Raw genomic sequence first — 14416 nt, forward strand, 5'->3', positions numbered from 1 at the left:
GAGTCCCAAAACCCTCGACCGGCACCGGAGACCGCCGGACGTCAGCGCCGGACCGGCGGCCGCTCCACGAGCCCGAAGGCGCGCAACTGGTACGGGAGGGCGGCCGGGCGGCGCCACCGCAGGTCGAGGCCGCAGGCGCCGAGGACGGCGCCGAAGGCGTGCCGCATGGCGTCCTGGACGGCGGTACGGGCCCGGGCGGCCTGCTCGGCGGGGGCGGCGGCCAGGCGGCGGGAGGGGTTCCAGCGGAGGTCGGCGACGCCGGTGGTGTCGTCGCCGTCGTCGACGGGCCGGCACGGCGCGAGGGTGATGCCGGGTGCGCGCAGGTGGTCGGCGACCGGGAGACCGGCGAGTGCGGCGGTGCGGCGCACCGCGTCGACGGCGTCCGCGTCGATGCCGAGGTCCTGCGGGCGGGAGCCGGCCAGGGCGGAGCCGGCCGGGGCGGGGCCGGCCGGGGCGGGGCCGCCGGCGCCGCCGACCCTGGTCTCGCCGTCGAGCCGGCCGGCCACGACCTCGATGCCGAAGGCCGGCAGGAACTCCGCCAGCGCGTTCTGCATGCCGGCGGTGACGGTCCGTCGGGCGGCGGCCGCGGGCTGCCGGGGCTCCTCCATGGCGGCGGCGGCCGCCAGCCGGGGGCCGGGTTCCCAGTGCAGGGCCAGCAGTCCGGCGCAGTCGTCGTAGTCGTCGTACGGCCGGGCCGGGCGCAGTCGGACGCCGGACCCGTGCCCGCCGTACCCGACGGGCAGGCCGGCCAGCAGGAGCGCCTCGGTGACGCGGTCGGCGAGCAGCGGGTCGATCCGGGGCCCGCCCAGGGACGTGTCCTCCGCAGCCGTGTCCACGCCGTCCTCCTCCTCAGGGCCACGGGCGGCGGCCGACCGGCTGCGCCCCGAGGGTACGGCGTACCCGGGCGGCCGGCCGGTGAATCCCGGAACCGGCCGCCGCGACGCCCGCCCGTCCGGCGGTCAGGCCCGCATGGGCCCCTACAACCAACCGCGCCGCGCCGTCTTCAGCCCGGCCTCGAAGCGGCTCGCCGCGTCGAGGCGTTCCATCACGGAGGCCATCTGCCGCCGTACGGTCCGCACCGAGACGCCCAGCCGCTTGGCCGCCGCGTCGTCCGTGAGCCCGGTGGACAGCAGCCGCAGCAGCTCGCGCTCCCCGGCGCTCAGCGTCAACGACGCCACCTCGTCCCGGTCTCCGCAGATCGGGACCGCGGTCTCCCAGGTCTGCTCGAACAGGGCGACCAGGGAGGCGACGATGCCGGGCTCCCTGGTGCACAGCGCGCCGGCCCGGGTGTTCTCCGGGTCGATCGGCACCACGGCCGTGCTCCGGTCGAAGACCAGCATCCGCGGCGGCAGCGCCGACGCGGTGCGCACCTCGGCGCCGAGATCGGCCATCCAGCGGGCGTAGTCGAGGGTCTCCGGGGCGTCGTGGATGCTGTCCTGGTAGACGGTGCGCAGCCTGACTCCGCGTCGCAGGGCGTCCTCGTCGAGCGGGCGGGACGCGGCCAGGCTGGCCGCGGACTGGCCGCCGCCGGGCATCACCGCCAGGACCTCGGTGGTCAGCCGGGCGCTCAGCACCTCCAGCTTGTCCTGGATGGCGTCCAGGCCGAGCAGCCGCTCGCGGTCGGCCACCGGGGTGTCGGTCCGTACCTTCGCGTACTCCCCCAGGGCGTGTGCGACGGCGGCCTTGGAGGCCGCCAACTCCTGCTGGCGGCGTGCGAGTTCCTCTTCCTGGCGGCGCAGCAGGATCTCCAGTCCGCGCTCCGGGCTGACCGGCCGCAGGGTGCCGGGCCGTTCGCGGGAGTTCCGCAGCAGGGTGAGGTCGGCGAGCCGGTCGAGGGCTGTGCGCACGTCGGCCTCGGGGAGTTCGAGCCGCTCGCAGAGTTCCGCGACCCCTCCCTCTGGGTCGGCGAGCATTTCCCGGTAGACGGCTTCCGCAGTGGCGTCCAGCCCCAGCAGTTCCAGCACTTCACGACCCCTGATCCCCGTGGACGATTCCGTATGCCCGGTCGGCCCGCAGCCGATCTTTCCTCCGGCCGGAACGCGATCGCAAGGGCATGATCCGGTCAAAGCCCCACTCCAGGGGCGTCCGGGCCCCGGCAGGTCCCGCGGCGGGGTGGAATCCGTCCCGCCGCCCCGCGCGGTTTTGCAGCATGCTGCCTGTCCTGATCCTGCCCCCGGATTCCCTTCCCGTGGGGGGCCGCGAAACGGAAGGATTCGCCGTGCGCGCAATGCACGAATTTCCGGACACCCAGAACTGCGGTCTCCCTCAACGCAGTTCCCGCACAGAACAGGACTCCGTCGTGGCCGTCCGTCCATTCGCCGCCGTTCTCCTGACCCTCACCATCGCCGGCGCCACCGCCCCGGCCCTCGCCGCCGCTTCGACCGCCTCCGCCGCCGCGCCGTCCGCCGTCCAGGGCACGGGCGGGTCGATCGGCTGGGACGTCCCCGGCGCCGACTCGATCGGGTGGGACACCCCGTCCCCCCGGTCGATCGGCTGGGACGCCCCGGCGGTCGACGACTTCGCCGGGCGGGTCTGACCTGCGGTGTTCGCGGTCCATCTGACCGTGCCGGCCGATGCCGCCTCCCCGTCGGGAGAGGCGGCGGCCGTGGAGGTCCAGGCCGCGCTGTGGGCGTGTGCCGGTCCGGGTGACGGCCTGGAGCACGTGCGCGCCCGCACCGTGCCCGGCGGCGTGGGCCTGGTGCTCTACGTCCGGGCCCCGGACGGGACGGCGGCCCGGTCGAGGGCGCAGGGCCTGCTGGACCGGGTGCTGACGGCCACCGGCCGGCTCCCGTCCGGCCTCCGCTAGCCGCGCCGACCGCCGGTTCCCGGCGGCGGTGACCCGTCGTCACGCCCGAACGGTTTCCGCACTTCCGGGCGGTTTTCGACCGATCTCACCGGTCCGGAAAATTGGCCGATTCATTGCGCCCGCTTTACCTCGGCATATCTGACATGCACTCGGCAAGTCGGCTGTGCCCCCCTTCCCCGACGACCCTTCCTCTCCTTTCAACAGACCGAACAGACCGAACAACCGACCAGAACAGTCGAGGAGTTCCATGTCACGCCCCACGGGCGAATCACCACGGCACCGGACCGAAGCCGGCTCGCCTCCCCCCACCGCGCCACGCCGCCGCAACAGCGTGCTGCGCAACACCGCCGTCGCCCTCGCCGTGGTGCTCTCCGCCGAGGCCGCCGCCGTCATCATGACGACCGGTCAGGCCGTCGCGGTCACCCCGGAGCAGGCCCCGAAGCCCGCCAAGGCGCAGGGCCCCGCCGAGGCCAAGGACATCCCTACCGCGCACCTCAAGGCTCGGTTGGAGAACCGCCGGATCGAGGTGGTCGACGAGCGCACCGAGTCGACGACCACCTGGATCAACCCGGACGGCACCACGACCCTGGACCTCGCCACCGGCCCCGTCCGCTACAAGGACAAGGCCGGCAAGCTCCAGCCGATCGACGTCGACCTCGCCAAGCAGTCGGACGGCAGCGTCAAGGCCAAGGGCCACCCGCTCAACCTCTCCCTGGCCGGCGCCACCGCACCCGCCACCGCGTCGAAGTTCAAGGCCGCCGGCGCCCCGGCGGGCGACCCGAAGGCCCCGACCACGCCGCTGGTCTCGCTGGACAACGGCCAGGGCACCGCCATGTCGCTGTCCTGGCGCGGCACCCTGCCCGAGCCCACCGTGGACGGCGCCAAGGCCCGCTACGCGAACGCGCTCACCGCCACCGACCTGGTCATCGAGTCCACCCGGACCGGCTTCGAGCAGTTCCTGGAGCTCAAGGACCGCTCGGCGGTGGCCGCCAACGGCAGCGTGACGCTCACCCTGGACGCGGCCGGCCTCCAGGCCCGGCAGAACCCGGACAACTCGGTCTCCTTCCTCGACCCGAAGACCGGCGAGGAGAAGGGCCAGCTGCCCGCCCCGGTGATGTGGGACGCGCAGGTCGACGAGCGCAGCGGCGACCACACCCGCACCGCGCCGGTCGCGCTGAAGGTCACCCAGGACGGGAACGCGATCGACCTGACGCTCACCCCGGACGCCGCCTTCCTGAACGACCCGAAGACCAAGTACCCGGTGACGATCGACCCCGCGGTCAACATCGGCGTCGGCTTCGACACCTTCGTCCAGGAGGGCTACGCCACCGACGTCTCCTCGCAGACCGAACTGAAGCTGGGCAACAACGGCTCCGGCCAGGTGGCGCGTTCATTCCTGCAGTTCCCGATGGCGAAGATCAGCGGGAAGCAGATCACCAGCGGCAAGCTCAACCTGTGGAACTTCCACAGCTGGTCCTGCACGGCGAAGAGCTGGGAGGTGTGGGACACCGGCACGGCCACCACGGCGACCCGCTGGACGGCCCAGCCCGGCTGGAACAAGAAGTGGGCGACCTCCACCGCGACCAAGGGCTACTCCAGTTCCTGCAACGACGGTTGGGTGAACCAGGACATCACCAGCCTGGTCAAGGCCTGGGCCGCCAACGGCAACGCCAACAACACCCTGGGCATCCGGGCCACCGACGAGAGCGACCCGTACGGCTGGAAGAAGTTCAACTCCGGCAACGCGACGTCCAACACCCCGTACCTGTCGGTGACCTACAACACCCCGCCGGCCGTCTCCACCCTGGTCTCCCCGGCGAACGCCGCGCTGACCAACGACGCGACGCCGACCCTGTCCGCCAAGGCGACCGACCCCGACGGCGGCAACATCGCCCTGGACTTCGAGGTCTGGACGTCCAACGGCACCGCCGCCCTGCAGTCCGGCCGCACCGCCATGGCCGCCTCCGGCTCCACGTTCACCTGGACCCCGGGCACCGCGCTGCCGGCCGGCGCCTACAAGTGGCGCTCGCGCTCCTGGGACGGCACCGCCAACAGCGCCTGGTCCGCCTTCCGCACCTTCACCGTGGACACCACCGCGCCGGGCGCGACCACCGTCTCCTCCGGGGACTTCCCGGCCGGCCAGTGGTCGGGCACCCCGGACGCCAACGGCGACTACAGCGGCACCTTCACCTTCACCCCGCCGACCGGCGACGTGAAGGACCTCCAGTACAGGCTGGACGGCGGGGCCTGGGTCACCGCGGCCACCACCGGCACGCCGGTCAGCGCCAAGCTCACCTTCAAGGCGGGCTCCCACACCATCACGGCGCACACCCGCGACGCCGCGGGCAACGTCTCCGCCGACAAGACCTACGCCTTCTACGCCGGCAAGGGCGCCGCCCTGGTCGCGCCCGGCTCGGGCGAGCGCCCGGCCCGCCGCACCTCGCTGCTGGCCGAGGGCAACAGCAACTACACCGGCGTGCGCTACCAGTACCGCCGCGGCGAGACGGACGCCTGGAAGGACGTCCCGGTCGCCAACGTCGCCACCACCGACGGCAAGGCGGTGGCCGCCTGGCCGTTCGCCGCCCCCGGCGGCAAGCCGGCCGCGCTGACCTGGAACATCACCGACACCCTGGCCGAGAACGGCCCGGTCGACGTCCGCGCGGTGTTCACCGACGGCACCGCCACCGACGCCACCGAGTCGAACACCGTCACCGTGGACCGCAACGCGGGCACCGCGCCGGAGACCAAGGTCGGCCCGGGCGAGGTGAACACCCTCACCGGTGACCTCACCCTCTCCGCCACCGACGCCGAGGGCTTCGGCCTGCACGCCGAGCGCTCCTTCTCCTCCCGCCGGCCCGCCAACGGCTCGGCCCAGGAGGGCCAGGCCGCGATCTTCGGTCCGCAGTGGAGCTCCGGCACCACCGCCGAGCTCACCGACTCCGCCTACACCTACGTCCGCCAGACCTCGGCGACCTCCCTCTCGGTGGTCTCCTCGGACGGCTCCGAGGTCGGCTTCACCGCCACCGGCGCCGGCGGCTGGAAGCCCGAGCCCGGTGCCGAGAACCTCACTCTGACCGGCGCGTTCACCGGTGCCTTCATCCTGAAGGACACCGAGGGCACCACGGTCACCTTCGCCAAGGTCGACTCGGCCGCCACCACCTGGCAGATCTCCGGCTCCTCGCTGCCCAGCGACAACTCCACCACCTCGGTGGTCTCGGAGAAGGTCGTCGCCGGCGGCAAGACCCTGGCCCGCCCGAAGTACGTCGTCGCGCCGTCCTCGGCGACCGCCTCCGCCAACTGCGCGGCCGTGCCGTCCACGGCCGGCTGCCGGGTGCTGGAGTACGTCTACGCCGACACCACCACCGCCACCGCGTCCGCCCTGGGCGACAAGGCCGGCCAGGTGAAGCAGATCCGCCTGTGGTCCACCGACCCGGGCGCCGCCACCGCCACCGCCGTCGTCGTCTCGCAGTACGCGTACGACGAGCAGGGCCGGCTGCGCGAGGTCTGGGACCCGCGGATCAGCCCGGCGCTGAAGACCGCGTACGGCTACGACGCGACCGGCCGGGTCACCACCGTCACCGAGCCCGGCGAGCTGCCGTGGACCCTGGAGTACGGCAAGGCCGGCAACGCCGCCACCGCCGGCGACGGCATGCTGCTCGCCGCCTCCCGCCCGACCCTCAAGCAGGGCAGCAAGGACGTCACCGACGGCACCGCCACCACCTCGATGGTCTACGACGTCCCGCTGAGCGGCGCCAACGCGCCGTACCCGCTGGCGCCGTCCGACGTCGCGGCCTGGGGCCAGAGCGACGCCCCGACCGACGCCACCGCCGTGCTGCCGCCCGACGCCGTCCCGGCCACCCACGACGGCAAGGCGCTCGGCACCGCCGGCTACAACCGCGCCTCGGTGACGTACACCAACGCCTCCGGCCGCGAGGTCAACACCGCCACCCCCGGCGGCGGCATCACCACCACCGAGTACAACGCCTACGGCAGCCCGGTGCGGACCCTCTCCGCGGAGAACCGCATCCTCGCCCTGGCCACCACCGGCAACGACCTGAACAAGCTGCGCGCCCTCGGCATCGCCGGCCGCTCGACGGCCGACCGCGCCCAGGTGCTCTCCTCCACCTCGGTCTACTCGGCCGACGGCAAGCGCCTGGTGGAGCAGTTCTCGCCGCTGCAGCTGGTCACCCTGGAGCACCCGCTGGCCGCCTCCGGCACCAGCCCGGCCCTCGCGGCCGGCGACGAGGCCCCGGCCCGTTCCCACACCGTCAGCAGCTACGACGAAGGCCGCCCCGCGGGCGCCGTGGTCAGCGACCTGGCCACCTCGGTGACGGTCGGCGCCCGGATCGACGGCTACGCCGCCGACGCCGACCAGCGCACCACCGCCACCGGCTACGACTGGGCCCAGGGCCTGGCCACCAAGTCCGTCCAGGACCCGGCCGGCCTGAAGATCACCACCACCACCGGCTACGACGCGAGCGGCCGGGTGACCTCGCAGAGCCGCCCGAACTCCACCGGCTCCGACGCCGCCACCACGGTGACCACCTACTACACCGGCACCGGGACCGGCGCCTGCGCCGGCCACCCCGAGTGGGCCGACCTGGTCTGCTCGATCGCCCCGGCCGCGCAGATCGCCGGCGGCGGCAGCAACCCGCTGCAGCTGCCGACGAAGACCTTCCAGTACGACCGCTGGGGCAACGTCGCGGTGCAGACCGAGACCGCCAACGGCGTCACCCGTACCACCACCCGCAGCTACGACGCGGCCGGCCGCCCGGTGAAGATCTCGACCAGCGGCGGCACCGGCACCGCGGTCGCCGACACGGTGTTCGGCTACGACCCGGTCAACGGTGAGCTGACCACCACCACCAACGGCAAGGCCACCATCACCCAGGGCTACGACAAGCTCGGCCGCCCGGTCTCCTACGACGACGGCGCCGGCAACGTCACCACCACCGAGTACGACAAGCTCGACCGCCCGGTGAAGAAGTCCGACTCGGTGCCGTCCACCGTGACCTACGGCTACGACACCGCCAAGGACCCGCGCGGCCTGCCCACCTCGCTGACCGACTCGGTGGCCGGCACCTTCACCGCCACCTACGACGTCGAGGGCCGGCTGGTCACCCAGACCATGCCCGGCGGCAACACCCTGACCAGCACCTACGACAGCCAGGGCGTCCAGACCGGCAAGACCTACACCAACCAGGCGGGCACCGTCCTGCTGGCCGACACCGCCGACTTCACCGTCCACGGACAGCAGGCCGGCCGCACCCAGTCCGACGGCAACAGCACCACCAGCGGCTACACCTACGACGCCACCGGCCGCCTCACCAAGGCCGCCGACAGCACCGGCCTGGCCTGCGCCACCCGGACGTACGCGTTCGACAAGAGCAGCAACCGGACCAACCGCACCAGCGTCACCGACGACTGCGACCCGGCCACCGCCGACGCCGTCACCCAGGCCGAGAACCACGGCTACGACACCGCCGACCGCCTCACCGACACCGGCTACGTGTACGACGCCTTCGGCCGCACCACCGCCCTGCCGAAGGGCACCCAGGTCGGCTACTACAGCAACGACCTGGTCCGCACCGAGACCCTCGGCGACACCCGCAGGACCTGGGACCTGGACGCCTCCGGCCGCCTCGCCGTCTCCACCACGGAGACCAAGGGCACCGACGGCACCTGGGCCGTCACCGCGCAGGACACCAAGCACTTCGACGGCGGCAACGACAGCCCGACCTGGTCCAAGGACGCGGCCGGCCGACTGACCCGCAACGTCCTGGACCTGACCGGCCAGCTCACGGCCGCCACCGGCACCGACGGCGGCGCCGTCCTGCTGCTGACCAACCTGCACGGCGACGTGTCCGTCCAGATGTCCCCCGACGGCACCGAGGACCTCGCCGTCTACCACTACGACGAGTACGGCAACGTCGTCGACGCCACCGGCTCGACCGACTACGGCTGGCTCGGCGGGGCGCAGCGCGAGACCGACAGCGTCTCCGGCCTCTCCCTGATGGGCGTGCGCCTGTACGACGCGACCACCGGCCGGTTCCTCCAGACCGACCCGGTCCTGGAGGGCTCGCCGAACGCCTACGGCTACCCGGTCGACCCGATCACCATGGACGACCTGACCGGCATGTCCTGGAAGAAGAAGTGGGTCGCCAACTTCAGCCGCGCCGAGGGCAACACCATCGGCGGCCTGCTGATCGTCTCCAGCAAGGTCTCCAAGGGCATCTCCAGCATCCTGAAGAAGCTCCCGCACATCGCCGCCCGGGCCGCCGGCTGGGTCCTGTGGGCGCTGTCGTACCTCATGAAGAGCATCGGCAAGAAGTTCATCAAGTGCGCCAACAAGCGGGGCAGCCACGGGGTCCGGTTCACCTTCGGGATCTGGGACTCCAGCCACTGGTACGTGCCGGACTACCCGACCTACCGGGTGGACCCGCGCTACTGAGCCGGGTGCGAAACCCGCTGACGCCCTACTGACGTTCCACTGACGCAAGACAGGATGCAGGACAGGTGAGGCCGGGCCCGGGGGATGTTCCCCCGGGCCCGGCCGTCTGCGTGCGTCGGTGATCGTTTTCGGGCGTAGGCTCTCGGCTGATCACAGGGGCAGGAGAGGAAGTCATGGGCCAGAAGATCATCCGGTTCTCGGACCTGACCGGCGAGCACGTGGAGAGCGACGGGGACCTGGTGCGGGTGGTGGTGCTGCAGCATCCCGACCTGACGGACGGTCCGGTCGAGATCGACGCGCTCGCCGGGGAGTTGGGCGGGGTGCGGGAGCTGGCGCTCGACCTGGTCACGATCGAGCTGCACCACCCGGACCGGGCGGAGCCGCAGACCGTGGTGATGGAGGCGGCCACGTTCGACCGGCTGGCCTCGGCCGCGCCGATGGCCGAGGTGCTGCGCGCCGCCAGGCCCGCCTCCCGGGCCTCCCTGTCCCGGGCGGCGACCGCCGCCGGCCGGGACCGGGTCGACTACGCGAGCCTGGAGCACGCCGGACGGCCGCACAAGGGCCGCACCACCGAGGCGGAGAAGCAGCTCGTCCAGCAGAACCTGGACAAGATCAACGAGCGGCTCGCCGCCGAGGGCGTCCGCACCATCGACCCGGCCAACGTCGAACACGTGACCCGGTACGGCCTGGACATCCTGGCCCGCGAGACCGGCGTGATGTTCGGCTGACCGGCCCGGTCGGCCCTGCCCGCGGGCGGGGCCGACCCGCGGTGTCCGGAGCCGGCGCCCGTCCGGCCGGAGGGCCGGTCCAGTCGGGACGGCTAGTCCAGCTGGGACAGCGCGTCGGTGACCAGCTTGGTGGCGAAGTCCTCGCCTTTGTTGGAGATCCGGTTGATGTACTCCGCTAGCAGGACCGTCATGGCCTCCAGCGGGTTCATCTCCTCCTTCGTCCACGGTCCGTACTGGGCGCGCCACAGGTTGGGGCTCAGGCCGGTGCCGGCCGCGATGAGCAGGCCGGCCATGGTGGGGATCACCTCCGGGCTGAAGGTCCGCGGCATCATCCGCATCGTGGCCACCAGGCTGGGGACCGCGTGTTCGAGCACGTCGTCCTCGTGGTTCTCGAAGGCCGAGCGCAGCCAGTTCATGTACATGTAGACGAGCGTGCACACGCCTTCCACCAGCGCCTCGGCCTCCTCGGGGCCGAAGGACGCGGTGAGCTGGTCGACCATCCGCTGGTGCTCGGGGTCCGTCCCGGACTTGCCGTCGTAGACGGACTTCAGCCGGGAGTCGATCACCATGAGCGCTGCGCTCACATCGCCGACGGGAGCGTGTTGGGGGTCGCAGGACGGCACGGGACTCCTCCTAGAACGGCGACGGCCCGGTACGGCCGGTCCGTTCGTAGGGTAGGCGACCGATCGGACGGGGAGGGACGGATCCGGGCTCGGGCACCCCGCGGGGCGGGTGCGGGGCGGTGGGACGGGCGCGCGGCGACTGCGGGACGGGCCCTGTCTCCCGCTCCCCGTCACCCTGGGGCGGCTCACCACACGTCAGAAGGAGCCGCCTGCATCCGAGTTGACGACAGTGCGCGGAGGGCGACCGACCCGGGACCGTCGCGGGCCCCGGGCCGGCCGCCCTCCCTGCCGTCAGACGCCCGAGACGGCGTTCCGGGCGTTGCGGCGGCGGACGTAGACGGTGGCCAGGACGCCGGCGAGCACCGCCCCGCCGCTCATCCCCGCGACCGACGGGTTGATCATCGGAACGGCAGCCGCGGGCTCGGCCCCGCCGCACTGGGCGTGGCCGATGACCAGGTTGGCGCCGTTCAGCGACGGCAGCAGGGTGATGTGGACGGCGTTGACGGTCAGCACGCCGTTGGCGTCGGTGGTCTGCTCGTTGAGGACGATCGAGCCGACCAGCGGGATGCTGACCCTGGTGTTGGCGGGGGCGTTGGCCTGCAGGTTGGTCGGGATGCCGGCGACGCTGACCGACCCGCCCGCGATCAGGCCGCTGCCGGTGGCCCCGGTGGGGGTGGCGGTGCAGGTCGAGTTGACGCCGGTCAGGGAGACGGACGCGACGCCCAGGTTGAGCCCGAGCTTGTCGACCGTCGCGGAGGCGGACGCGGTGCCGTCGGCGGGGTTGCCGGCGGTGGTCGCGGTGAGCGTGGAGTTGGTGGCGACCGGCCCGATGTCGAGGCCGATCAGGGTCTGGGTGCCGCCGGACGGGTAGGTCGACTCGGGCGACGGCGCGACGGCGACCATCCCGCCCAGTGCCTCCGTGGAGACGACGTAGGCCTCGGCCACGGGAGCGGGCAGCGCGGCGAACGCCGGGGACGCCACGGACAGGGCCGCGACGGCGAGCGCGGTTCCGGCGAGGACACGGTTGCGGGTACGAGTTCTCACGGGTGGGCCTTTCGGACGGGGGCACGGCGGACGGAGGTGTCCGCCGCACGGGGCAGGAAAGGGGGTGGTGCGTCGACTCCGCCGACCGGCCGCGGGGCCCGGATCGGCCACGGCCTCACCGGTCGGGGAGAAGTCTCGGTGCTTCAGGCGGTGGTGATCTCCTGGCCGGTGATCTCCTTGGCGAGGATCTGCCCGGCGGTGGGTTCCCGAGCGGGGACCTCCCTCGCCGTGAGTTCCCGGCCGGTGAGTTCCCGGGCGGTGAGTTCCCGGGCGGTGGACGCCGGCAGCGGCACGGCCGTACGGGCCGTCTTGTGCCAGGCGCCCTTGCGTCGCACGATCCGCCAGAAGGCGCGGACCGCGACGAGGTAGGTGGTCGCGGCATAGACCGCGAGGGCCAGGCCGTAGCCGAGCGCGGCCCGGCGGCTGATCCCCGGCTCGCTGCGGCGCCGGTACAGCGGCCCCCAGATGGCGAACTCGGCGACCCCCAGGACGAGGTAGAGCGCGATCAGCACGGCGCCGCCCTCGCGGAGGAAGGCCAGCACGAACTCCGGGTAGAAGACGATGTTGTAGCCGAAGGCGGCGATCGGCACGGTGTAGACCACCAGGCCGACGACCTGCAGCCAGGGCTGGACCATGAAGTAGAGGACTTCCAGGAAGCCCAGCGTGGTGAACTCCCGGGAGCGCCAGACCCTGCGCAGGTACGACGCGCACTGCATCGAGCCCTGCGCCCAGCGGACCCTCTGGGTGATCAACTGCCGTACGTTCCACAGGGCTTCCTGGTCCACCCAGGCGGCCGTGGTGTAGCCGTTGCGCCAGCCGGCCAGCATCATCCGCAGCCCGAGCTCGAAGTCCTCCAGCAGCGCCCGGCCCCACGGCTCGCCGCCGGCCCGGTCGATCGAGCGCAGTGCGCTGAGCCGGTTGGCCTGGCCGTTGCCGCCGACGTTGACGGTGCGGGTGAGCCGGCGGGTGATCTGGATGGCGGAGATCGGCCCGCGGAACTCGATGTCCTGGAGCCGGGCCAGCAGCCGGGCGAACCGGTTGGCGAGGCGCCCCCGGTGGGGCAGCGGGACGGCCACGTCGCGGTTGGACATCCGGACCTCGACCTGGACGGCGCCGACGGCCGGATCGCCGAAGGAGGACGGTCCGGCGAAGGTGTCCAGCATCCCCGGGGAGGGCCGCCCGTCGGCGTCCAGGACGATCAGGACCACCCGGTCGGCGTCGGTGTCCTGCGGCAGCCAGGCCTCGATCGCCCGGTAGGCGGCATTCAGGGCGTCCCCCTTGCCGGTGCGCGCCCGCGGCAGCCGCCGGCCGACCAGGTGGACCGGCCGCCCCTCGGCCGCCCTGGCCCGTACCACCTCGGCGGTGCGGTCCTCGGAGTGGTCGTCGACCACCCAGACCCGTGCGCGGGGGAAGTGCCGGGCGAGGTAGTCCAGGGTGGTGCCGATCACGGCCTCCTCGTCCCGGCAGGGTATGAGGAAGTGCCAGTCGAACCGGCTCGGGTCGCCCGGGGCGTCCGGGCCGGCCCGCAGGAAGTTGCGCACGATCACCGTGACGTAGACGAGGAAGCCGATCCCCAGCACGAAGGAGAGGGAGACGGACAGGTCGAGCAGGGTCACGGCGCACCGGCCTCCGCGTCGCGGGTGGACGTTCGGGTGATCAGGAAGAGGAAGAGCAGCAGCGCGGTCAGGCCGGCGGCCATCATCAGCACCGAGCCGAACAGGACGTGCGTCCAGCCGAACCCCTCGTCGCCGTACCGGTGTTGCATGGCGACGATCAGCGTCAACCGGCCCAGGTTGGCGGCGAGGACCAGGGCGGCCGCCAGGGCGAAGCCCAGCAGGACCCGGGCCGGGCCGCGGGTGCCGAACAGCAGCAGGACTCCGGCCAGCAGGGCCAGCGGGGCGATCAGCAGGGCGCTGCTGCAGCCTGTGGTCAGGGCGATCCCGCGCCCGAACCCGCCGTCGTCGCCGGCGTACAGCACCGGCGCGTCGGGGGCCGGGAGCAGCAGGGTGCGCAGGCCGAGCGCGTGGGAGACCAACCACCGCGCCCCGGCCATCTCGTGGAACCGGTAGGCGCGTTCACCGGCGACCAGGGCCCCGCCCAGGCCGAGCAGCAGCGGTCCGGCCACCCCGGCGAGCACGCGGCCGGCCAGCGGGGCCCGGCCGGGCCCCGACGCCGTCGGGCAAGCCGGGCCCGGTGGCCGGGCGGGTTGCGGGAACACGTCTGCGGTCACGAGGAAACCCCCTGGGAGAAAGTCGAGTCGGCGGAGATCGGCCTGGCCGGGCGGCCTTCGTCGGCCGGGCGGCTGCCGGATGGGCGGTGCGGCTACCGCCCGTCGCGCGTCCGATCGGTCCGACCGGTCCGCTCGTCCCGGTCCGCGGCGAGCCGGCTGCGCCGCAGCAGGGCGACGCCCACCAGCACCAGGGCGGTACCGACCGCCGCCACGAGGCCGAGGCCGGGCGAGCCGGTCGAGGCCAGCACGCCGCCGCCGGCCGCCGTCGGGGGAAGGCCGCCGCCTATGGGTCCGTACATGGTGGTTCCTCTCGTTGCGACCGGGTTGTCCCGATCTTTGCGATCTGGAGCCGTATGTTGCTGGGCTGATCGGATGATCGGATAGATGCGCCGCGCCCATTCGGGTGGAAATCACCCGTTTGCCGCAGTCGGCCGCGCGGAGGTGGCGGCGATCCGGTATCCGGGGGCGAGGGCGCCGCCGCCAAGTCGGCGCACTGCGACCGGCCTTGATGCACCGGCATGGGAACCATCGACG

Annotated in this window: 11 protein-coding genes; 4 read left to right on the plus strand and 7 right to left on the minus strand. The window is 72.9% G+C overall.

Features of this window, described 5'->3' with window-relative positions; all coding sequences use genetic code 11:
• Positions 1-41: 41 nt before the first annotated feature.
• A complete protein-coding gene (locus ACWDBB_RS01120) occupies positions 42-836 on the minus strand; it encodes a hypothetical protein (RefSeq protein ID WP_449787616.1) in 795 nt (264 codons plus the stop codon).
• A 141-nt stretch (positions 837-977) separates the two neighbouring features.
• Entirely contained in the window at positions 978-1964 is a 987-nt protein-coding gene (locus ACWDBB_RS01125) for a helix-turn-helix transcriptional regulator (protein ID WP_449787617.1), read from the minus strand.
• A gap of 335 nt (positions 1965-2299) precedes the next feature.
• Here ACWDBB_RS01125 and ACWDBB_RS01130 point away from each other — a divergent pair, with 335 nt between their 5' ends.
• The 4 genes from ACWDBB_RS01130 (at position 2300) to ACWDBB_RS01145 (ending at position 9985) form a co-directional block, all read left to right on the plus strand.
• Positions 2300-2536, plus strand: coding sequence for a hypothetical protein (locus ACWDBB_RS01130; protein WP_449787618.1), 237 nt, complete (start codon positions 2300-2302; stop codon positions 2534-2536).
• A gap of 69 nt (positions 2537-2605) precedes the next feature.
• Entirely contained in the window at positions 2606-2806 is a 201-nt protein-coding gene (locus ACWDBB_RS01135) for a hypothetical protein (protein WP_449787619.1), read from the plus strand.
• A 247-nt stretch (positions 2807-3053) separates the two neighbouring features.
• Positions 3054-9257 (plus strand): DNRLRE domain-containing protein, encoded by a 6204-nt coding sequence (locus tag ACWDBB_RS01140; protein ID WP_449787620.1) that lies wholly within the window; start codon positions 3054-3056, stop codon positions 9255-9257.
• A gap of 173 nt (positions 9258-9430) precedes the next feature.
• A complete protein-coding gene (locus tag ACWDBB_RS01145) occupies positions 9431-9985 on the plus strand; it encodes a hypothetical protein (RefSeq protein ID WP_449787621.1) in 555 nt (184 codons plus the stop codon).
• Positions 9986-10077: 92 nt separating this feature from the next.
• On the opposite strand, the gene ACWDBB_RS01150 is transcribed toward ACWDBB_RS01145, so the two are convergent.
• The 5 genes from ACWDBB_RS01150 to ACWDBB_RS01170 form a co-directional block, all read right to left on the minus strand.
• Positions 10078-10554 (minus strand): hypothetical protein, encoded by a 477-nt coding sequence (locus ACWDBB_RS01150; protein ID WP_449787768.1) that lies wholly within the window; start codon positions 10552-10554, stop codon positions 10078-10080.
• 345 nt (positions 10555-10899) lie between these two features.
• Complete coding sequence (locus tag ACWDBB_RS01155) at positions 10900-11652, minus strand: choice-of-anchor P family protein (protein WP_449787622.1); 753 nt, start codon at positions 11650-11652, stop codon at positions 10900-10902.
• 143 nt (positions 11653-11795) lie between these two features.
• Positions 11796-13268: a glycosyltransferase family 2 protein gene (locus ACWDBB_RS01160; protein ID WP_449787623.1), complete on the minus strand. Its 1473-nt coding sequence runs from the start codon at positions 13266-13268 to the stop codon at positions 11796-11798.
• Positions 13265-13882: an archaeosortase/exosortase family protein gene (locus ACWDBB_RS01165; RefSeq protein WP_449787624.1), complete on the minus strand. Its 618-nt coding sequence runs from the start codon at positions 13880-13882 to the stop codon at positions 13265-13267. The genes ACWDBB_RS01160 and ACWDBB_RS01165 overlap by 4 nt, the downstream gene beginning before the upstream one ends.
• A 92-nt stretch (positions 13883-13974) precedes the next feature.
• Positions 13975-14181, minus strand: a complete 207-nt coding sequence (locus ACWDBB_RS01170; protein WP_449787625.1) for a hypothetical protein — start codon at positions 14179-14181, stop codon at positions 13975-13977.
• Between the last annotated feature and the right edge of the window lie 235 nt (positions 14182-14416).

It is taken from the genome of Kitasatospora sp. NPDC001095, from assembly GCF_053598615.1.